18 protein-coding genes and 1 riboswitch are annotated in these 20946 nt (G+C 71.1%); of the genes, 1 reads left to right on the top strand and 17 read right to left on the bottom strand.

The genetic code is table 11. The annotated features are described in order from the left end of the window. The first annotated feature begins 412 nt into the window (after window positions 1-412). The gene (locus ACYVGQ_RS14980; protein WP_460785453.1) at window positions 413-1630 is read left to right on the top strand and encodes a CoA transferase; all 1218 of its coding nucleotides are present in this window, start codon (window positions 413-415) and stop codon (window positions 1628-1630) included. A 14-nt stretch (window positions 1631-1644) separates the two neighbouring features. On the opposite strand, the gene ACYVGQ_RS14975 is transcribed toward ACYVGQ_RS14980, so the two are convergent. From ACYVGQ_RS14975 to ACYVGQ_RS14895, 17 genes are all read right to left on the bottom strand, one after another. Further along, window positions 1645-2424: a DUF4184 family protein gene (locus tag ACYVGQ_RS14975; protein ID WP_460785452.1), complete on the bottom strand. Its 780-nt coding sequence runs from the start codon at window positions 2422-2424 to the stop codon at window positions 1645-1647. Window positions 2425-2426: 2 nt separating this feature from the next. Next, window positions 2427-3755 (bottom strand): tyrosine--tRNA ligase, encoded by a 1329-nt coding sequence (tyrS, locus tag ACYVGQ_RS14970; protein ID WP_460785451.1) that lies wholly within the window; start codon window positions 3753-3755, stop codon window positions 2427-2429. A gap of 37 nt (window positions 3756-3792) precedes the next feature. Then, window positions 3793-4578, bottom strand: coding sequence for a hypothetical protein (locus tag ACYVGQ_RS14965; RefSeq protein WP_460785450.1), 786 nt, complete (start codon window positions 4576-4578; stop codon window positions 3793-3795). Next, entirely contained in the window at window positions 4575-5219 is a 645-nt protein-coding gene (locus tag ACYVGQ_RS14960; protein WP_460785449.1) for a SatD family protein, read from the bottom strand. The genes ACYVGQ_RS14965 and ACYVGQ_RS14960 overlap by 4 nt, the downstream gene beginning before the upstream one ends. A gap of 103 nt (window positions 5220-5322) precedes the next feature. Continuing rightward, a complete protein-coding gene (gene argH / locus ACYVGQ_RS14955; protein WP_460785448.1) occupies window positions 5323-6753 on the bottom strand; it encodes an argininosuccinate lyase in 1431 nt (476 codons plus the stop codon). Between the two features lie 92 nt (window positions 6754-6845). After that, on the bottom strand, window positions 6846-8027 hold the full coding sequence (locus ACYVGQ_RS14950) for a heparan-alpha-glucosaminide N-acetyltransferase domain-containing protein (RefSeq protein ID WP_460785447.1): 1182 nt from the start codon (window positions 8025-8027) through the stop codon (window positions 6846-6848). Window positions 8028-8060: 33 nt separating this feature from the next. Further along, window positions 8061-8984, bottom strand: a complete 924-nt coding sequence (argF, locus tag ACYVGQ_RS14945) for an ornithine carbamoyltransferase (RefSeq protein WP_460785446.1) — start codon at window positions 8982-8984, stop codon at window positions 8061-8063. Continuing rightward, on the bottom strand, window positions 8981-10231 hold the full coding sequence (locus ACYVGQ_RS14940) for an acetylornithine transaminase (protein WP_460785445.1): 1251 nt from the start codon (window positions 10229-10231) through the stop codon (window positions 8981-8983). Before ACYVGQ_RS14940 ends, argF begins: the two co-directional genes overlap by 4 nt. Then, complete coding sequence (argB, locus tag ACYVGQ_RS14935) at window positions 10228-11142, bottom strand: acetylglutamate kinase (RefSeq protein ID WP_460785444.1); 915 nt, start codon at window positions 11140-11142, stop codon at window positions 10228-10230. The genes ACYVGQ_RS14940 and argB overlap by 4 nt, the downstream gene beginning before the upstream one ends. After that, window positions 11139-12296 (bottom strand): bifunctional glutamate N-acetyltransferase/amino-acid acetyltransferase ArgJ, encoded by a 1158-nt coding sequence (gene argJ / locus ACYVGQ_RS14930; RefSeq protein ID WP_460785443.1) that lies wholly within the window; start codon window positions 12294-12296, stop codon window positions 11139-11141. Before argJ ends, argB begins: the two co-directional genes overlap by 4 nt. Continuing rightward, window positions 12293-13336, bottom strand: a complete 1044-nt coding sequence (gene argC / locus ACYVGQ_RS14925) for an N-acetyl-gamma-glutamyl-phosphate reductase (RefSeq protein ID WP_460785442.1) — start codon at window positions 13334-13336, stop codon at window positions 12293-12295. The genes argJ and argC overlap by 4 nt, the downstream gene beginning before the upstream one ends. Window positions 13337-13618: 282 nt before the next feature. Then, window positions 13619-15772: a bifunctional hydroxymethylpyrimidine kinase/phosphomethylpyrimidine kinase gene (locus ACYVGQ_RS14920; RefSeq protein WP_460785441.1), complete on the bottom strand. Its 2154-nt coding sequence runs from the start codon at window positions 15770-15772 to the stop codon at window positions 13619-13621. After that, window positions 15769-16617 carry a hydroxyethylthiazole kinase gene (gene thiM, locus ACYVGQ_RS14915; RefSeq protein WP_460785439.1) on the bottom strand — a complete coding sequence of 283 codons (849 nt, stop codon included), beginning with the start codon at window positions 16615-16617 and terminating at the stop codon, window positions 15769-15771. The genes ACYVGQ_RS14920 and thiM overlap by 4 nt, the downstream gene beginning before the upstream one ends. After that, window positions 16608-16701, bottom strand: a riboswitch (TPP riboswitch). It overlaps the preceding gene by 10 nt. Window positions 16702-16751: 50 nt before the next feature. Continuing rightward, window positions 16752-17714 (bottom strand): NAD-dependent epimerase/dehydratase family protein, encoded by a 963-nt coding sequence (locus ACYVGQ_RS14910; protein ID WP_460785438.1) that lies wholly within the window; start codon window positions 17712-17714, stop codon window positions 16752-16754. Between the two features lie 80 nt (window positions 17715-17794). Then, a complete protein-coding gene (locus tag ACYVGQ_RS14905) occupies window positions 17795-18955 on the bottom strand; it encodes a glycoside hydrolase family 3 N-terminal domain-containing protein (protein WP_460785437.1) in 1161 nt (386 codons plus the stop codon). Between the two features lie 21 nt (window positions 18956-18976). After that, complete coding sequence (locus ACYVGQ_RS14900) at window positions 18977-19639, bottom strand: response regulator (protein ID WP_460785435.1); 663 nt, start codon at window positions 19637-19639, stop codon at window positions 18977-18979. Further along, the gene (locus tag ACYVGQ_RS14895) at window positions 19617-20891 is read right to left on the bottom strand and encodes a sensor histidine kinase (protein WP_460785434.1); all 1275 of its coding nucleotides are present in this window, start codon (window positions 20889-20891) and stop codon (window positions 19617-19619) included. Before ACYVGQ_RS14895 ends, ACYVGQ_RS14900 begins: the two co-directional genes overlap by 23 nt. Window positions 20892-20946: the final 55 nt, after the last annotated feature.

Raw genomic sequence — 20946 nt, 5'->3', positions numbered from 1 at the left:
CCAACCAAAAAGGCTGAGACGAGGTTATTTGGCATTTGACAAGTGCACGCTGTTGAGTTCTCAAGGATCGGACGCACCCACGACCCAGCCATCACAACCAGGCCCGCAAGGCAACTTCTCAATCTTACCTCGCCGCATCCGATTGTCAAACCGACGCGCCGGGCGAACCGAGGCGCGATCTGCGGACCGCAAGGCTTCCCGCCACGAGCCTCGGACCGAAGTCATCCGCTCGTCTTGGGAGGTGGTCCACCACTTGAGGGGAGCTGACCTGCTGGTCTCGCTCAACCCTGTGGGGCGAACAGGTAATAACTTACGCAGGGTCGCGGCCCTCCGGCAAATCAGCGCGGCATCCCGGGCGTGTCGCCCGTTCCTGCCTCTGTTCCCCCGGAGGCCTCCGTCCTACGATCACGGTATGCAGGCTCTCTCCTCCCGGCTGTCGGTCGGCGATCTCGCCCTCGCCAGCGTCCACGCCGTGTGCGTCGCGGCACGACACCCGCGCATCGACGCCGCACTGCTCGATCCCGATCGGATCGCAGCCGCCTATCGCAGCGACCGGTACCTGCTCGTCGACGGCGAGCGGCCCGATGTCTGGGCGGGTCTGTCCGGGTTCTGGAGCACCGGCGACGGCTGGATACGGACCCACGGGAACTATCCGCATCATGCGCGTGCGCTGCGACGGGCGATGAACCTCGCCTCGGAGGACGGGGCGTACGAGCTCCGCGCGGAGCTCCTCGGCCGCGCGAGCGAAGAGGTCGTGCAGGCCGTCACCGCGGCAGGCGGCCTCGCCGTCGCCGTCCGGCGAGAGGAGCCCGCCGTCGACGCGGCTTTGAGGCTCACGCCGCTCGTCGAGACGCACCGCATCGGCGACGCCGCTCCCCGCGCATATCCGCAGGGGCCGGATCCCCTGTCGGGCATCCGCGTGCTCGACCTCACCAGGGTCATCGCCGGTCCGGTGTGCACCCGCACCCTCGCCCTCCTCGGCGCGGATGTGCTGCGCATCGATCCGCCGGGCCTTCCCGAGTCCGAGTGGCAGCATCTCGACACCGGGCACGGCAAGCGCAGCGCGGTCTCGGACACGCGCTCCGAACAGTTCGCCGAGCTGCTCGGACACGCGGATGTCGTCGTGCTGGGCTATCGCCCCGCGGCACTCGATCGGCGCGGTCTCTCCCCCGAGGCGATCTCCGAGCGGCATCCGGGGATCGTCGTCGCGCAGCTCTGCGCATGGGGATTCGACCAGCCGGATCGACGAGGATTCGACAGCCTCGTCCAAGCCGAATCCGGCATCGCGATGATCGAGTCCTCCGACGGAGAGCTCCCGGGCGCGCTTCCGGCGCAGGCGCTCGACCATTCCGCCGGCTATCTCCTCGCCGCCGCCGTGATCAGCGCCCTCCGCCGACGATCCGTGAGCGGGGGATCATGGCTCGCGCGCACATCCCTCCGCCGTGTCGCCGCTGAACTGCTCGGGATGCCGCGGCGCGCAGAGCCCCAGGAAGCACACGAGATCGACGTCTCCGCGCACACGCAGAGCTTCGAGGTCGGCGGACATCGCGTGACCACGGCGAGGTCCGCGATCCCCGGCTTCGAGTTCGCCCCGCCCCGTCCGTGGGGCCGCGACGCGCCGCACTGGTGATCGGCGCGCCGCGGTCAGCGGCGGCGCATGCCGATCACGACGCAGAGCACGACGGTCAGCGCGCCCCAGAGAGCGCAGGCCGGCGGCAGCACACGATAGGCCAGGTGCTGGACCGTGAACTCGGCCGTGAAGGGTCCGAGGATGAGAGCCCCCAGGACCCATGCGGCGATGAGGACGCCGGGCAGCGACACCCACCATGCGACGCGGACCCACCCCGGCAGGAGCCGTGAGACCGCTGCGCCCTCTACGCGCCTGCGCAGCCAGAGCAGCATCCAGATGCCGATGACGACCAGACCGAACGCACTCGAGCCGTACTGGAGCCACTTGAATCCCTGCAGCGGCCCCCACTGCTGCTCCAGCACGGGGAAGAGCTCGCTCCCCCACCGGCCCTCGTGCGTGAACAGATCCCACACGATGTGCGAGAGCACGCCCAGCATCAGTGAGACGACGAGCAGCAGGGAGAAGAACGGCCGCTGCCCGACGCCGATCGCGGCGGTCACCGCCGACCCGGCGCTCTGGTCCCACTCCGACGGCAGGCGGCGCGCCAGCCAGACCGGCGAGAGCTCTCGCGCCGCGGGACGCAGCAGGGCGCGCCAGATCAGGAACAGCCCGAGCGCGATGAACGTGGTCCACATGATGTTCGCGTCATCGTGGGTGAAGCCGTAGCCGAGTCCGATGCCCCGCACGAACAGAGGCAGATCGGGGGTCATCGCGCCGATCGCGATGGCTGCAGGGATCAGAGGCGTCCTGACGAACGGCAGGGCGACGACCGCATGGCTCGGCGTGAACGGCACGATCAGCCGATGAACAGTCCGGCGAGCGTCTTCTTGCCGCGACGCAGCACCGAGACTCCGCCAGGGAGCGTCCCCTCGACGACGGCCGCCTCGTCCTCGACGCGGACGCCGTCGAGCGTGACCCCGCCCTGGCCGATCGCGCGACGCGCTTCGGAGAGGCTTGAGACCAGGCCGGTCGCGACGAGCGCGTCCACGACCGGCGAACCGCTCGTCACCGTCGCGTTCGGCAGCTCTTCGAGCGCGGAGCGCAGCGTGACCGCGTCCAGCGAGGTCAGATCGCCCTGACCGAACAGCGCCTCGGATGCCGCGATGACCGCTGCGGCGGCGTCCGCACCGTGCACCGTCGCCACGACCTCGAGGGCGAGGCGCTTCTGGGCGGCGCGACGGAACGGCTCCGTCTCCACGAGCTGCGCGTACTCCTCGATCTCCGCCCTGGTGAGGAAGGTGAAGACCTTGAGCCGATCGATCACGTCGGCGTCGGTCGTCGACAGCCAGAACTGGTACATGCGGTACGGGCTGCACATCTCCGCGTCCAGCCAGATCGCGTTGCCCTCGCTCTTGCCGAATTTCGTGCCGTCGCTGTTCGTGATGAGCGGCGTCCCGATCGCGTGGGCGCTGACGCCTTCGGAGCGGCGGATCAGGTCGGTGCCGCTGGTGAGGTTCCCCCACTGGTCGCTTCCGCCGGTCTGCAGCACGCAGTCGTAGCTGCGGTAGAGCTCCAGGAAGTCCATGCCCTGCAGGATCTGGTAGCTGAACTCGGTGTAGCTGATGCCCTCGTCCGAGTTCAGGCGCGCGGCGACGGCATCCTTCTTCAGCATGGTGCCGACGCGGTAGTGCTTTCCGATGTCCCGCAGGAAGTCGATGGCCGACATCGGCGCGGTCCAGTCGAGGTTGTTCACGATCCTGGCGGCGTTGTCGCCCTCGAAGCTCAGGTAGCGCTCGACCTGCGCGCGCAGGCGCCCGACCCATTCGGCGACGGTCTCGCGCGTGTTCAGCGTGCGCTCCGCGGTCGGCCGGGGGTCGCCGATGAGGCCGGTGGATCCGCCGACGAGGCCGAGCGGACGATGACCGGCCAGCTGGAGACGACGCAGGAGCAGCAGCTGCACGAGGTTGCCGAGGTGCAGGCTGGGCGCCGTCGGGTCGAACCCGCAGTAATACGTGATCGGGTCTCCGGCAAGAAGGGCGCGCAGCGCCTCCTGATCGGTGGACACGTGGACGAGGCCGCGCCAGACGATCTCATCCCACACGTTCTCGAACGTGGGATCGATCGCCTGCGGAGCAGTCGTCAGAGCGGTTTCAGACACGCGCTCCAGGCTATCAGCGCAGGGCATCCCTCCCGTTGCGCGCCGCCCTGATCGACCGCCCCGATCAGGAGTGCACGCCCCACCAGACGAGGAACGCAGATCCCAGCGCGATCACCCAGCTGACGAGGCTGCCGACCAGGAAGTACTCCGCACGCGCACCGGTCTCACCGTCTTTGGAGATCTCGGGGAAGCGCACGATGCCCTTGGCCGCCAGCATCGCCGCAAGGATCGGGTACGCGGCGGTGAGGGTGAGCATGAAGACGATCACGCGCTCGAGCGGCCCGATGAGGCGACCCCCCTTGAATCCACCGCGAGGCGGTGCAGGGCGGCTCTCGGTCTCGGTCTCGGTCTCGGTCTCGGTCTCCTGAGGCTTTCCGATCTCCTCCGGTGCTGCTGCGATGCCCGCGTCGTCCGGGCGCCAGGTGTGCTCTCCGGACAGCGCAGCGCGCACCACGAGGTTGCCGGATTCCAGGAGGAAGGCGACCACGCCGATCACGAGCACGGCGAGGTCGAAGGAGATCGGCCCGAACGGGGAGCCGAGATCCCAGGTGAGGCCGATGATGCCGGCATCCGGACGTTCGCCCACCGTCGCGACGGCCAGCGCCACGACGAGGGCGAGCACAACGGCGGGCCAGAAGCCGAGCCTCGATTCCCGTTCGCGCGGCATGGCCCACACCCATGCGGCGCCGACGGCGATCGCCAGGATCATGGGCAGGAGGGCGTCGGAGACGCTGCCGAGCACGAGGAGGACGATGAGGGTCACGAGGTACCCGATCCATCGCCGCGGCACGAACTGCCGCACGAGGTCGACGGCGCCGACCGCGAGCAGGAGGAAACCCGCCAGGATCACGAGACCGCTCCCCTCAGCTGCGCTGCGCCTTCGATGAGGGCGGCGGCGCCCGCGCTGCGCAGCGACTTCGACACGCTCGGCTGCGAGATGCCCTCCGCCTCGGCGAGCTCGGCCTGCGAGACGCCGTTCAGACGTCCGTAGACGAGCCGGCGCTCTCGCTCGCTCATGGCGCCGACGAGCTCATCGCGCGCGAGCAGGTAGGCGTTGGATGCCGCGATCGTGGTCCGCATGACCTCATCCTGCCCCGGGGCTCCGACAATCCATGTGCGCATCCGCGGCAGGGTGCGCTGCTCCCTGCCGTGCACGGTCTCGATCGCGTCACGGGCCGCGTACCACCCTGGACCGTCCGAGAGCTCGCCGTGCACGGAGCCGATGGCGCGGATCCGTCCGATGCCGATCCCGAAGCGGAAGGATATCCCGTCCGGGAGGGCGAGCTGGAGCATCAGGAGCGAGACCAGCGCATCGCCCAGCCGCTCGTACACGCCCTGCTGCTCATCGCCCACGGTGGGCGTCAGCGGCTGCATCGCGAGGGGGAGATCCGCTTCCACGCGCGCGATGGTCTGGTCGAGCACCTTCTGCGCGGATGCCCGGTCGTCCAGCCTGCGGGAGCCGACGATGTCGGCGATCACGGCGATCACCATGTCATAACCATATCACGAATAACAGCTAATTATTCTTTAATGGGTTATATATTTCGATATATGCACCATCTATGCATGATGGCTTCCCTCGCTCGGGAAGCCGTCACAGGCCGAGGGCGTGCGCGGCGCTCTGCGCTCGCGCGACGAGCTCCGTGCGCTGCTCGGCGACCCGCACACCAGCGGTCCCTCCCGCGCCCGTGCGGGAGGCGACGGAGCCCTCGATCGACAGAACCTCGCGCACCTCGGGCGTCAGATGCGGCGACACCGACAGCAGCAGCTCGTCCGAGGCGTCCTCCAGGCCGATCCCCCGCTCCTCGCAGGCGCGGACCAGCGCGCCGGAGATCTCGTGGGCGTCGCGGAACGGCACACGGCGCTTGACCAGCCACTCGGCGACATCGGTCGCGAGCGAGAAGCCCTGCGGCGCCAGCTCGGCCATGCGCTCGGTGTCGAAGCGCATCGTGGCGATCATCCCGGCGAACGCCGGCAGGACGACCTCGAGCGTCTGCACGGAGTCGAAGACCGGCTCCTTGTCCTCCTGCAGATCGCGGTTGTACGCGAGCGGAAGCCCCTTGAGCGTCGCGAGCAGTCCCGAGAGGTTGCCGATGAGGCGTCCCGACTTGCCGCGGGTCAGCTCGGCGATGTCCGGGTTCTTCTTCTGCGGCATGATGCTGGAGCCGGTGGAGTAGCCGTCGTGCAGTGTGACGAAGCCGAACTCCCGGGTGTTCCAGAGGATGATCTCCTCGCTCAGGCGAGAGAGGTCGACGCCCGTCATCGCCGCGATGAACGCGAACTCCGCGACCACGTCGCGCGCGGACGTGCCGTCCAGCGAGTTCTCCGCCGGACGCTCGAGACCGAGCTCGGTCGCGACGAGGGCGGGGTCGAGACCGAGCGTGGAACCCGCCAGCGCTCCCCCGCCGTAGGGCGAGACGCCGGCGCGGCGGCGCCAGTCGACGAGGCGCTCCAGCTCCCGCACCAGCGGCCAGGCGTGCGCCTGGAGGTGATGGGCGAGCAGCACCGGCTGCGCATGCTGCAGATGCGTACGCCCAGGCAGGATCGCATCGGGGTGCGCCTCTGCCTGAGCGACGAGGGCGTCGATGACGCGCAGCAGGTCACGGGCGATGACCTTCGCGTGGTCGATGAGGTACATCCGCACGAGCGTGGCGATCTGGTCGTTGCGGCTGCGCCCCGCGCGCAGCCGTCCGCCGAGTTCAGGACCGAGCTCCGCGATGAGGGACTGCTCGAGGGCGCCGTGCACGTCCTCGTCGGTGGGCAGAGGCACGATCGTGCCGTCGGCGACCTTGCGCGCGACGACGTCCAGCCCCTTGTGCATCCGACGGGCCTCGTCGGGCTCCAGGTAGCCGGCCGCCTCGAGCGCCGTGGCGTGCGCGTGGGAGCCTGCGATGTCGTAGGGCGCGAGGATCCAGTCGAAGTGGGTGGAACGGCTGAGCTCCGCCAGCTCCGGCGACGGTCCGCTCGCGAATCGGGCGCCCCAGAGCGCGCCCTCGTTCGTGCCGTCCTGCTTCGCCTCGCTCATCCCTCCAGCCTAGCGATCCTCCGACCGCCTCCCGGCATCCGGACGCGTCGTCGAGACCCATGCGTCCGACGCGCCCCGCCGCGACGATGCTGTCAGAGGGGGCTCCGGCGGGCGGACGGGGTCTCGCCGTCGTGACGCTCGCCGGGCCCGAGGTCGCCGAGCCCGCGCGGCGCGGGGATGAGGAGCTTCGCCGTGCGATCCAGCGCCCACTCCAGAGGGCCGCGTCCGACGAGGAGGGCCCACGCCGTGCAGGCGACGACGGTTCCGATCGCGAGCGGCCAGAACGGCTCGAGTGCCCGGAATCCCTCGAGGTCGGACGCGCTGCCCAAGACCTCCAGCGCGATCACCGCCCAGACGACGATCTGCGCCGTGTACGCCGTCAGCGGCATCGCTCCCGTGGCCCGCAGCGGGAGCACGATGACCTTCAGCCAGCGGATGCGACAGGCCAGCAGGCACGCGCCGATGACGGCGATCGCGAAGCCGCCGCTCCCGACGACCTCGAGGAGCCCCTGGGAGTGCGGAACCGCCTGCCACACGGTCCAGAGATAGAGCGAGTCCGTCGGCAGCGGCACGATCGACAGCCCATAGCCGAGCGCCGCGAGCGCCGAGCCCGCGACCAGCATCCGGAGCTGCGTGGCCAAGAGCGTGACATCGGCGCGGGCGAGGCCGAGCCCGGCCAGCACGTACGCGATCCAGACGGTGAACGGATAGGCCCATCCCAGCGCGTCCGACAGCTCCAGCCCGAACGGGCCGTCCCACAGCGGCAGCTCCTCGATCAGGGGCTGGGCCAGTGCCATCACCACGCCGAGCCCGGCCGCGGCGGACAGGACGGACACCGCATCCCACCGTGCGAACGGCAGGGCGAGCAGGAACAGGATGCCGTAGGCGGGCAGGATCACGTACACCGGGACGCCGGTGAGGATGAGGAGGACGCCGAGGACCCAGAGAAGACCGGCGCGGACGGCGATCCGTCCCCTGGCGACACGCGCACGGCTCCCGTCGAGCGGTACGGGTCCGCCCGTGACGAGCCCGAGGGAGACGCCGGCGAGAGTCGCGAACAGGATCGACGAGCGGCCGTCGACGACGGAGCTCCACGTCCCGGGGTCCGCCCAGTCCCAGTGGTCGGACGTCACGAGCAGGTGCGCGGCGAACATCCCGATCACGGCCAGCCCGCGCGCCAGATCGATGCCGGCGACGCGGGCGGGGCCGTTCAGACGGTCCCGGTTCGCCGCGAGCCGGCCTCGACCCGCAGCGGCCTTCGACGAGGAGCTCATGGGCCGGCCAGGGGACTCGTGCGCACCGTGGGCTCAGCCCTGACGCAGCAGCCAGACCAGGAGCGCCTTCTGGGCGTGCAGGCGGTTCTCCGCCTCGTCCCAGACCACGCTCCGCGGGCCGTCGATGACCTCGGAGTCGACCTCGTACCCGCGATCGGCAGGCAGGCAGTGGATGAAGATCGCCTCGGGATCGGCGATGCTCATCGTCTCGCCCGTGACCTTGTAGCCGCCGAGGTCGCGGATGCGCGCGAGCTTCTCCTCCTCCTTGCCCATCGACACCCAGGTGTCCGTGACGACCACGTCGGCTCCGGCCGCGGCCTCGACGGGATCGGTGTAGAGGGTGATCGATCCGCCGGTCTCCGCAGCGCGGCGATCGGCCGCCTCGACCACATCGGCTCGAGGCGCGTAGTCGGTCGGCGATGCGATGCGCACGTGCATGCCCGCCGTGACGCCGGCGAGCGCATAGGAATGCGCCATGTTGCTGCGCCCGTCGCCGAAGAACGTGAGCGTCAGACCCTTGAGCTCGCCCTTGTGCTCGCGGATCGTGAGCAGGTCTGCGAGCAGCTGGCAGGGGTGGAAGTCGTCCGAGAGCGCGTTGACGACGGGCACGCGGGTGCCGGCTGCCATCTCCTCCAGGCCCGACTGGGCATAGGTGCGCCACACGATCGCGGCCACCTGGCGCTCCAGCACCCTGGCCGTGTCGCTCGGCGTCTCCTTTCCGCCGAGCTGACTGCTCGCCGTGGAGATGATCAGCGGCGAGCCGCCGAGATCGGCGATCCCCACGGCGAAGGAGACGCGCGTGCGCGTGGAGGACTTGTCGAAGATCACCGCGACCGTCTGGGGCCCTGCGAGGGACTTGTCGGCCCAGCGGTCCTTCTTCAGCTCGACGGCGAGGTCGAGGATCTCGGCCTGCTCGGCAGGGCTCAGGTCGTCATCGCGCAGCAGGTGGCGGGTCACTTCGTCTCCTCCTCGCCGCTCGGTGCGGCGTATGCGGGAACCATCTCGGTCTGGGATACCGCCTGCCCCTGCCGCACATCGGCGAGGGCTGCGGCGAAGAGGGTCTCGAACTCCTCGATCTCGGCGTCGCCGATCGTGAGGGCTGGGGCGATGCGGATGGTGTCGGGGCTGGCGGCGTTCACGATGAGGCCGCGCTCCTGAGCGGCGGCCACGACGGAGCCGGCCACCGGCGCGCCGAGGGCGACGCCGATCAGCAGTCCCCTGCCGCGCACGCCGGTGACGAGCGGCGAGGCGATCCGCTCGATCGCGGACCGGAGCTGGACGCCGCGCTCCGCGGCGTTCTGCACGAGCCCGGCGCTCTCGATCTCCCCGAGGACGGCGTTGGCCACAGCGGTTCCGAGCGGGTTCCCGCCGAAGGTCGAGCCGTGCGAGCCAGGCGTGAACAGCGAGCTCGCCGCGCCGAACGTCACGAGCGCGCCGATCGGGAAGCCTCCGCCGATGCCCTTGGCGAGCGTGATCGCGTCGGGGATGATGCCCTCGTGGCTGTAGCCGAACCAGGCGCCGGTGCGGCCCGCGCCGGTCTGGATCTCGTCGACGATCAGGAGCGCGCCGTGCTGCAGGGTCAGCGCCCTGGCGGCGGCGAGATACCCCTCGGGAAGCTCGACGACGCCGGCCTCGCCCTGGATCGGCTCCACGATGACGGCGGCGACCCGATCGTCCAGAGCTACCTCGAGGGCCTCGACCGTCGCAGGGATGTGCTCGACGCCCGCGGGCATCGGCTCGAAGGGCGCGCGCATGCTCGCCTTGGCGGTCATCGCCAGGGAGCCCATCGTCCGTCCGTGGAAGCCGTTCTCCAGCGCGATGATCCGCGGCCGGTCCGCTCCGCCGTGCAGGCGCGCGAGCTTGAACGCCGCCTCATTGGCCTCCGCGCCGGAGTTGGAGAAGTACACCCGCCCGTCGATGCCCGCGCCCGCGAGGCGCTTCAGCCGGGCGGCGAGCTCCAGCTGGGGCGGTGTCGCGAAGTAGTTCGAGACGTGCGCGAGTGTCGCGGCCTGCGCCGCGACGGCCTCCACGAAGACCGGATGCGCGTGGCCGAGCGAGGTCACGGCGATGCCGGCGAGGAAATCCAGGTAGCGCTTGCCGTCGCCGTCCCACAGGTACGAGCCCTCGCCGCGGGTCAGCAGCGCCAGCCTCGGCCCCGCATTGAGCACCAGATCGCGCGCGGCGTCCTCCTGCCAGACGGTCATGCCTTCGTCCTCTCTCCCCGGACCACTTCGGTTCCGATTCCCTTGCTGGTGAACAGTTCGACGAGCACCGAGTGCGGCACGCGTCCGTCGATGATGGCCGCCGCGTCCACGCCGCCCTCGACGGCGTCCAGGCAGGCGCGCATCTTCGGGATCATGCCCGACTCGAGTCCGGGCAGCATCTCGACGAGGTCTCCGGAGGTGAGATGCGAGACGAGGGAGTCGCGGTTCGGCCAGTCCGCGTAGAGACCCGGCACGTCCGTCAGGATCACGAGCTTGCGCGCACCGAGCGCGATGGCGAGAGCGGATGCCGCGGCGTCGGCGTTCACGTTCAGCGACTGACCTGAGTGATCGAGGTCCGGCGCGATGGACGACACCACGGGCACGCGCCCTGCGGCGAGATGATCGAGCACCGGCGTCGGGTCGACCTTGACGACGTCGCCCACCCTGCCGAGATCGATCTCCTCGCCGTCGATGACGACGCCGCGACGGCGCCCGCCGAAGAGGCCTGCGTCCTCGCCGCTGAGACCTGTGGCGATCGGGCCGTGCGAGTTGATCTTCGACACCAGCTGCGGGTTCACCTGGCCCGTGAGGACCATGCGGACGACGCTGATCGCCTCGGTGTTGGTGACGCGGTAGCCGCCCTTGAACTCGCTGGGGATCTCCAGCCGGTCGAGCATGTTCGAGATCTGCGGTCCGCCGCCGTGCACCACGACCGGCTGCACTCCGACATAGCGGAGATACGCGATGTCCTGCGCGAAGGCATCCTGCAGCTCGTCGGAGACCATGGCGTTGCCGCCGTACTTCACGACGACGATCTGGTCGCGGAATCGCTTCAGCCACGGCAGTGACTCGATGAGCGTCTCGGCCTTGACGGCCGCGACGTCCGGCGTGGTGTCCTGGATGTCGGTCATGAGGCGTATGCGCTGTTCTCGTGGACGTAGTCGTGCGTCAGGTCGTTGGTGAGGATCGTCGCCTCGGCTTCGCCGACCTTGAGGTCGATGAGCAGATCGGTGGCGCGGGGCGTCAGGTCGACCTCCTCGCGCGGGCGATCGGGGCCGCCTGCGGAGCAGACGCGCACGCCGTTCATCCAGACGTCCACGTCGTAAGGGTCGAAGGCGGCGCTCGTCGTGCCGATCGCGGCGAGCACGCGCCCCCAGTTCGGGTCGTTGCCGAAGATCGCGGCCTTGAAGAGGTTGTTGCGAGCGACGGAGCGGCCGACCTCGACGGCATCCTGCTCGCTCGCGGCGTTCACGACGCGGATGGTGATGTCGTGGCTCGCGCCCTCGGCGTCGCCCTGGAGCTGGACGGCGAGATGCTGGCACAGCTCGCGCAGCGCGTCCGCGAAGGCCTCGAGATCCGGCTTGACGCCGCTGGCGCCGTTGGCCAGGAGCGTGACCTGGTCGTTGGTGGACATGCAGCCGTCGGAGTCGAGCCGGTCGAAGGTGGTCCCGGTCGCCCTGCGCAGCGCGTCGTCCGCCTCGAGAGCCTCGAGATCGGCGTCGGTGGTGATGACGACCAGCATGGTTGCGAGCCCGGGCGCGAGCATCCCCGCTCCCTTCGCCATGCCGCCGATCGTCCAGCCGTCGCGCGAGACGACAGCCGTCTTGGCCACGGTGTCGGTGGTCATGATCGCCTGGGCGGCGAGCGCGCCGCCCTCGGCGGAGAGCTCCGCGATCGCCTGTTCGGTTCCCGCGAGCACCTTGGCGCGGAAGACCTCGTCACCCGTGCCGATCAGGCCCGTGGAGCAGACGAGGACGTCGCCCGCGCTCACGCCGAGGAGCTCCGCCGCCTTCTCCGCGGTCTGGTGCGCGGTCTGGAAGCCGAAGCTGCCGGTGAAGCAGTTCGCCCCGCCGGAGTTGAGCACGACGGCCTCGACGGTGCGATCGGCGATCACCTGCTGCGACCAGATGATCGGGTTGGCCTTGGCGCGGTTGCTCGTGAACACGGCGGCGCCGACCTTGCGCGGGCCGCGGTTCACGACGAGGGCTACGTCGGGCTTGCCGGTGGACTTGAGGCCGGCGACGACTCCGGCCGCCTCGAAGCCTGCGGGGGCGGTGACGCTCACGGGGCGACTCCGTTCACGGTGAGGGCGCGGTCCTCGGCGAGGCCCAGCGCGATGTTCATGGACTGGATGGCAGCGCCGGCGGTGCCCTTGACGAGATTGTCGACCGCGGTGACGATCGTGACGCGGTTCGCGGGCCGGTCGATCGCCAGGCCGATGAGCGCGGTGTTGGCTCCGAGGACGTCGGCGGTGCGCGGGAACCGCCCCTCCGGCAGCAGCTGCACGAAGGTCTCGTCCCCGTAGGCGCTCTGCCATGCATCTCTGATCTCGGCGTCGGAGGTCCCCGCGACGATCGGCGCCGTCGACGTGGCGAGGATGCCGCGGGACATCGGGACGATAACCGGGGTGAAGGAGATGCGGGGGTCGGCGGCTCCGGCGTCCCGCAGCGCCTGCTGGATCTCGGGGATGTGCCGGTGGGTGCCGCCGACGGCGTAGGGGTTGGCGGTGCCGAGGACCTCGCTCGCGAGGAGGTTCGTCTTCAGGCTCCTGCCCGCCCCCGAGGGGCCGACCGCGAGCACGCTGACGACGTCGCCCGGATCGATGACGCCCGCGGCGACGCCCGGAGCGAGGCTCAGGCTGACCGTGGAGGCGTTGCAGCCGGGGGCGGCGATGCGGGTCGCGCCGCGCAGGCGCTCGCGCTGCTTCGACCCGCCGACGAGGAGTTCGGGCACGCCGTACGTCCACGGCTCGTGGAAGGCGCCGCCGTAGAAGGCATCCCAGGACGCCTTCGAGGTGAGGCGATGGTCGGCTCCGGCGTCGATCACGAGGGGCACGCCCCCGAGGGCGTCGGTGTACTGGCCGGACTGGCCGTGCGGAAGGGCGAGGAACACGATGTCGTGCCCCGCGAGGATCTCAGGGGTCGTCTCCTGCAGCTCCAGGTGCGCGAGAGAGCGCAGATGCGGCTGGTGCTGGACGAGCGGCTGACCCGCGTTGGAGTGCGCGGTGACGGTGCGGATCTCGATGTCCGGGTGGCCGGCGAGCAGGCGCAGGATCTCGCCGCCTGCATAGCCGGATGCGCCGGAGACGGCGACGGTATACGTCATGGTTCTACCTTAACGGTCGGCTCCTCGGGTCCTCGATGCACGACGGCACGAGCCCGAGCTGGTCGGAGGGGCCGGGGCGGCGACGCCGGCGCTCGACCGCCGTGCGAGAGGCAGGCGGGAGTGCGGGGTCGCCTAGAGTCGGCGGCCGCCGCGGCGTCGGCGCACGACGAGGACGCTCGGAGCGAGCGTCGAGGAAGCGCGGAGAGCCGAAGCCATGCCTGGACGATAGCGCGAGTGCGGATGCGTGTGCAAATCCGGATCGTCACGCCCCGGCGTCCCGCCTCAGGACGGAGCGTCCCGCTCGGCGAGCGGCACGGCGAAGAAGTCCCTCTCCAGCGCGCTCGAACGCTCGAAGGCGCGGAACATGCGGTCGCGCTGATCCCCGGATGCCCTGGACGCCGCACCGGCGACGTACTCGATCGCCTGCTCCGTCGCCAGCTCGAACGCCGGATCGGCGTAGGTCGTGAGCCAGGAGGCGTAGGGATGCCGGAGGTCCCGCGCGTAGGCCCCGAACTCCCCCGCGTGCAGGCGCCGCCCGAGATCCGTGTACAGCCAGAAGCACGGCAGCAGTGCGGCGATGAGCTCGGCGTAGTCCCCGCCGAACGCCGCGGAGCGCAGATGATCGAGATACGCGGTCGTGACCGTCGACGGCGGCGCGGCGAAGGTGCGCTCGCCGATGCCGCTCTCCGGAGTCAGCCACGTCGCGTGCAGTTCGAGCTCTCCGACGATGGAGCCGTGGGCCGAGTTCGCCCAGAACGCCTGTTCCGCAGACGTCGGGGCGAGGCGCGCCGCCTCGGCGAGGACCCGCGCGTACTCGCGGAGATAGAGCGCGTCCTGGCCGAGGTAGAACAGGAACGGCTCACGTCCGAGTGTGCCGTCCGCGAGCATCCGGATGAAGGGCAGCGCGTCGATCGCGGAGCGGATGCCGGAGATGCGCTGCCACCATTGGGCGGTGATCTCGTCCGGGGAGGGCCGGGTGTCGAGCCCTCCCCGAGACCAGAGGCCCGCGAAGTGGCTGACCGGTCCGTGGCCGCGGCCGACCTGCAGCCGCGTGCTCTGCACGAGCGACTCGCGCAGCCAGGCCCGCGCCGAGCTCACCGCCTCCACCGGATCCAGCCCGCGTGCGAGCAGGGTCGCGATCGCCGAGGACAGCGAGCAGCCGGTGCCGTGCGTGTTGCGGGTGGCGATGCGCGTGCCGGAGAACTCCTGGACGAGACCCGCTCCCGCATCGACGAGAGCATCCGGCGCGTCTTCCCCTGTGAGGTGTCCGCCCTTGACCAGCACGGCGGCGCCGATGTCGGCGGAGAGGCCCCTGGCGACGGCGAGCGCTTCCGCCCAGCTCTCGACGCGACGCCCGCTGAGCACCCCGAGCTCGGAGAGGTTCGGCGTGACCAGGTGCGCCTGCCGCAGGAGTGCGCGCAGAGCGTCCTCGGCATCCTGATCGAGCAGGCGGTCGCCGCTCGTGGCGACCATGACGGGGTCCACGACGACGACGGGCGGCCGGACGGCCTCGAGCCAGGCGCCCACTGCCCGGATCACGTCGGCGTTCGCCAGCATCCCGATCTTCACGGCGTCGATGCCGATGTCGTCCGAGAGCGCGTCCAGCTGCGCGGTCAGGAAAGCGGCCGGCGGCACGTGGACGTCCCGCACTCCTTGCGTGTTCTGGACCGTGAGCGCGGTGACCGCGGCCATGCCGTAGCCGCCGTTCGCCGCGATCGACTTGAGATCGGCCTGGATCCCCGCGCCGCCGGAGGGATCGCTGCCGGCGATGCTGAGCACCCGAGGCACGGCGCCTGCGCGCCAGCGCCGGAGGAACTCGCCCGCCTGAGCCGCCGGATCGTCCGCGGCGCAGAGCGCCGAGACGACCGCGATGCCCGCCGCACCGGCATCCCGGAGCTGTTCGACGTCGTCGATCCCGATCCCGCCGATCGCGACACAGGGCAGAGGGCTGTCCGCCGCGAAGGCGCGGAAGCCGTCGATCCCGAGCGGCGCAGGATGGTCGGGCTTCGTGCTGGTGGGACGGATCACGCCGACGCCGAGATAGTCGACCGTGCCGGATGGCAGCGCGCGGATCGCTGCGAGATGCTCCGGGGTGTTCGCCGTGAGGCCGATGAGGGCATCGGGGCCGAGCACCTCCCTGGCCCGCAGGACCGAGGCGTCTCCCTGGCCGAGGTGCACGCCGTCCACGCGGGCGCCCCGAGCGCGTGCTGCGAGAGCCGCATCGAGGCGATCGTCGACCACGAGCAGGGCGCGGCCGTCGATCACCCGCGAGAGCTCGACGAGCTGCCGGACGGTCTCGGCATCCGTCGCGGATTTGTCGCGCAGCTGGACGATGCCCACGCCCCCGTCGACCGCCTGGCGCACCGTCTCGACGACGCCGCGGTCGCCGCAGAGCGAGGGGTCGGTGACGAGGTACAGCGAGAGATCGGCGATCATCGCGCCACGACCTCGACGCGAGCGCGGGCGGCGAGCTCGCCCGGTTGGACGGCGGCGAGCGCGTCGAGCAGCGCGACGGCGAAGCTGCCTGGTCCCGCCGCACCGGACGCGGCCCGTTCCGCGGCGATCGTGTACACGAGGCTCGCGGAGGCGACGGCGATGATCGGGGCGGACCCGGTGCCGCGCGCGACTCCGAGGAAGGCGGCCATCACGGCGCCGAGGGCGCATCCTCCGCCGGTGACGCGCGTGAGGAGCTCGTCGCCGTTGGCGATCCGGAACGTCCGGTCGCCATCGGTGATGAGGTCGACGGGGCCCGAGACCGCGACGACGCTGCCGTGCCGCTCCGCGAGCGCGAGGGCGGCGGACGCGGCCGCATCCGTGCTGTCGGTGGCATCGACGCCGCGGCCGCCCGTGCTGAGCCCTGCCAGCGCGAGGATCTCGGAGGCGTTGCCCCGGATGGCCGTCGGGCGGCGCTCCGCGAGCTGATGCGCGAGAGCCGTCCGCACGGGGAGCGCGCCGATCGCGACAGGGTCGAGCACCCAGGGGGTGCCGGACGCCGCCGCTCCGACGGCCGCTTCGAGGCTCGCCGCACGCTGCTCGGGCGTCGGCGTGCCGAGGTTCACGAGCACACCGGATGCGACGCCGGCGAACAGCTCGGACTCGCCGGCGATGTCGACCATCGCAGGGGCGGCGCCGAGCGCGAGCAGCACGTTGGCCGTGAACCCTGTGACCACCGCGTTGGTGATGCAGTGCGTCAGAGGCGGGGCCTCCCGCAGCGTCTGCAGCAGGATCGCGGCCTCGCCCGCGAGGTCGGTTCCGGACAATGGACGCAGACGATCGCTCATTGCGACATCCCTTCGCTAGTACGAACTAGATCAGGTTCGACGGGTGTGATCTCAGCCGCGGATGCGGCACCCCGTGTCACTCGCTGGAAGTCTAGCGGGCCTGTGCCGGACATTCCGTTCGGGCTCTCGGGCGCTCAGGCGTCGATCGCCGTGAGCAGGGCGAGCTCCTCCTCCCGCGTCAGCCCAGAACGACGGGGCCGGCCGACGCCGCGCGAGCGCTCGTCGAGGAGCACGCGGGAGATCGTTTCGGCGAGAGGACGCAGCGGACCTCCGGCCGCCCGGTAGGCGGTGCTGCTCCGGCGGGCGAAGCCCGGCATGTCGGCCGGCAGCCAGAGGGGCAGCGAGCGCTCGCCCATCCAGTGCTGCACCCCGCGCTCCTCCAGCCAGGCGTCGCCGGCCTCGACGATCCGGCCGGTGTGCTCCGCGGCGGACCGGAAGGCGTCGATCACCGCGCCGAACGGGTGCGGGTCTCCGACGGCGTCCACGATGCCGTGCCCGCGGTCTCGGACGACGAACTCGGCGAGATCGTCGACGTCGACGACCTGCGCCCAGCGCTCTCGACGCGTCGGAGTCAGGACGGCGCCGCCTCCGGAGCGGGCGAAGGCCGCGCCCCAGTAGCCGAAGCGGTCGCTCGGGTCGCCGGGGCCTGCGATGAGACCGGGACGCACGATCCTCGCGCGCGACCCCAGCCCGGCGACAGCCTGCTCCGCCGCGACCTTCTGCCCGGCGTAGTCGTCCTCGTCGTCGCGTGCCGCCGGATGCAGCGAGGCGGACTCGTCGGCGCCGATCGCGGTGTCGTCGGCATACACGGAGACGGACGAGACGTACGTCCAGCGCGCGCTGCGCTCCCCCAGCATCCGGATGCCGTCGCGCACATGCCCGGCCAGGGAGGAGACGTCGACGACCTCGTCCCAGTCCCGCCGCAGCGCGTCGTAGACGGCCTGGTCGTCCCGATCTCCGAGGACGAGCTCGACGCCGTCCGGCGCCGTCCGACCGCCTCTCGCGAGACACGTCACGCGGGCGCCGGCATCCGCCCAGCGCTGCGCGATGCGCCGGGAGAGCCAGCCCGTTCCTCCGAGGACCAGCACATCTGTCATGGCCCCATGTCATCACGCCGCCGGCGAGGAGGGGAAGGGCTTCCGCCCAGAGCGGAGACGACGTCCTCCGCACGCGGGGTTCAGCCGCGGTCGCGCGCCCAGGAGAGCACGATCACCCGCGCGGCGGCCTCCGCCAGTCGTTCGGCGAAGACCCCGTCATCTGCGGCACGCGCGGCCAGCGCGTCGATGATCCTGCCTGCCGTCTCCGGCGTGGAGCCGGCGATCATGAGCACCAGGTCGGCGCCGGCCGCGATCGCGGCGACGGCGTTCTCGACCGGGTCGGCGTACGCGGCCTCTCCGGAGGAGGAGAGCATGCCGAGGTCGTCGGTGACGGCCACACCCTCGAAGCCCAGTTCGTCGCGCAGGATGCCGTACCACTCCGGCGACAGCGACGCCGGAAGATCGGATACGGCCGTGAACCGCAGATGCCCCATCATGACGAGCTCCGCGCCCGCGTCGATGCCCGCCTGGAACGGTACCGCGTCGAAGGAGCGCCATTCGGCCAGGCTCATGCCCGTCGTCGGGATCGCGCTGTGCGAGTCGCCCTCCGCCGCCCCATGGCCGGGGAAGTGCTTGAGCGTCGACGCCACGAGACCGTCCTCGCTTCCGACGATCGCGGCCACCCGGTCGGCCACCGACTGAGGATCGGTCCCGTAGGAGCGCCGGAAGATGAAGGATCCGTCCGAGCGGGGAACATCGGCGACGACGCCGAAGTTGACGTCGACGCCCGCATCGGCGAGAAGCCGGGCACGATCCGTGAAGGCCGTCCTCGCCTGCGCGACGTCCTCGTCCTTGAGCTGCCTGGCCGAGGGGAGGTCGTCCCACGGCATCCGCTTGACGTCGCCGCCCTCCTGATCGATAGCGATCAGCGCATCCGCGGACGCCGCATGCACCTCGTCGGTCAGTGCGCGCAATCCCTCAGGCGCACCGGGGACGTTGCCGCCCATGAGGATCAGCCCCCGCGGACCGCTCGCGACGTACTCCGCGAGAGAAGCGGCATCCGATCCGCCGATCGTTCCCATGACGACCATCGCCGCCTGCTCGCGCACGGGCGTCAGCGCCGCCTGCACGGCGGCGAGCCCGCGGATCGAGGGAGGTGTCGGTGTCAGCGTCGCGGTCGGCGTCGGCATCGGCATCGGCGTCCCGGATGTCTCGACGCCCGCGGGTTCGCCCGACGGGGCGCATCCCGAGACGCCGATGACCAGCGCCAGGAGCGTCGCCGCGATCGCACGACTCTTCACCCCGTCAAGGCTACACAGCGCTCATCGACGTTCGCCCGCCCCCGTCTGCAGGAAGAGCAGGATGGCCCGCACCCGGCGGTTCTCCTCCTGCGGCCGCAGTCCAAGCCCGCTGAAGATGTTCCCGACATGCTTGCGCACGGCGGCGTCGCTGAGGAACAGCCGGCCCGCGATCTCCGTGTTCGAGAGGCCGTCCGCCATCAGCGCCAGGACCTCCCGCTCCCGCCCGGTGAGCGCGTCGAGCGGACGCGACGCATCCGTCCGCAGCAGGTGCCTCGTCACCTCCGGGTCGATGACCGTCCCGCCGCCGGCCACGACGCGGAGCGCGCGATCGAAGTCCGCGATGCGGTTCACCCGTTCCTTGAGGAGGTAGCCGACCGCGCCATCGGGGAGCAGGAGCAGCTCTCTGGCATAGCGGTCGGCGACGTACTGGGACAGGGCGAGGACGGGCTGCTGCGGATGTCGGGCGCGGATCCGCAGCGCGGCCCTCAGGCCGTCGTCGGTGCCGTCCGGCGGCATCCGCACGTCGGTGAGCACGAGATCGGGCTCCTCTGCGAGACCGTCGTAGACCTCGAGCAGGCTGCGCGCATCGGATGCCGTGGCCGCCACCTCATGGCCGAGGCGCTCCAGCAGCGCCGAGAGGGCCTCCCGGAGCAGCGCGGAGTCATCCGCGAGGAGAATGCGCATCGAAGCCCCTCCCCTCCGCGGTGACGGGCAGCTCCATCCGCAGGATGGTCGGCCCGCCCTGCGGGCTCGTGACGAGGAGGCTCCCACCGAGCGCCTCGGCACGACCGGCCAGGCCCGACAGCCCCGAGCCCGCTTCCGGATCGGCGCCGCCGTGGCCGTCGTCCTGCGCGGAGACGACGGCCATGTCGCCGGCGACGCCGAGCGTGACGGACACCCGGGTGGCGGTCGTGTGCTTGGCGGCGTTCGTGATCGCCTCGCAGGCGAGGAAGTACGCGGCGGCCTCCGATGCCGGGGAGAGGCGAGGGAAGCCCTCATCCCGGATCTGCAGGGGGACGGCGCTGCGTCCCGCCAGCTCCTCCAGGGCGCTGCGCACGCCGTGATCGCCGAGGACGGCGGGGTGGATGCCGCGCACGGTCTCGCGCAGGGCGGCGAGCGCGCGCTCGGTCTGATCCTGCGCCGCTTCGAGGGCGGTACGCGCCGACGTCTCGTCGCCGTGGGCGAGCTCGAGCTCCAGGATGCCGAGTCGCGCCGCGATGCCGACGAGCTCCTGCTGCACGCCGTCGTGGAGGTCGCGCTCGATGCGGCGGCGCTCGCTCTCGTGCGCCGTGACGATCGCCGCGCGGGATCGAGTCAGCTGGGCGACCCTCTTGTCGATCTCCGCCGTTCGCGGGGCGATCAGCCAGCCGATGACGGCGACGTGCACCGCGGACAGCGCCGCGTTGAGGTAGCCGAACATCGCGAGGGCGACAGGGAGCAGGAGAAGCGGATGCCACCAGTTCTCGGCGGTGGCGGTGTATCTCACGTCGAAGAACAGCGTCACCTCGGAGGGCGGCGCGGTGCGGCCCGCGATCGCGAGCGCGACAGGGAGCGCTGCGGCGATCGCCTGGGCGAGCAGGAGCGCGAGCGAGAGCAGTCCGAGGATCAGGCCCAGCAGCAGCGCAGCGGTCTCGCGCCAGGTGGCAGGCTCCGTGAGCCGCACGTTCAGCCAGTTGCGCCGCTCCCCGGGCGGGACGCGGACATGACCGCTGGCGCGCCGCGGAGATCCGAGCATCCGCGCTCGTCGCCGCTCCAGCGCGGCGAGCGCGATCGCCCACAGCGGCAGCGCCACGAGCGTGACGGCGACGACCGGCAGGGTCGCGAGGAACAGGATGCCGCTGCCGATCACGTGGACGAGAGCGAGCCAGGGCCACCGTGAGACGAGGAACCGCCAGGGCGGCAGCACGAGTGCCTCACCGATGGATCTCGCGCGCATGCGCCCAGCCTACGAGGCGAGGCGGCGCAGACGGGCGCCGGCGGCCCAAGGGTAG

Source organism: Microbacterium tumbae, from assembly GCF_054780175.1.
Note: the sequence above shows the minus strand (reverse complement) of the source record. Positions and strands in the feature narration are given on the sequence as shown.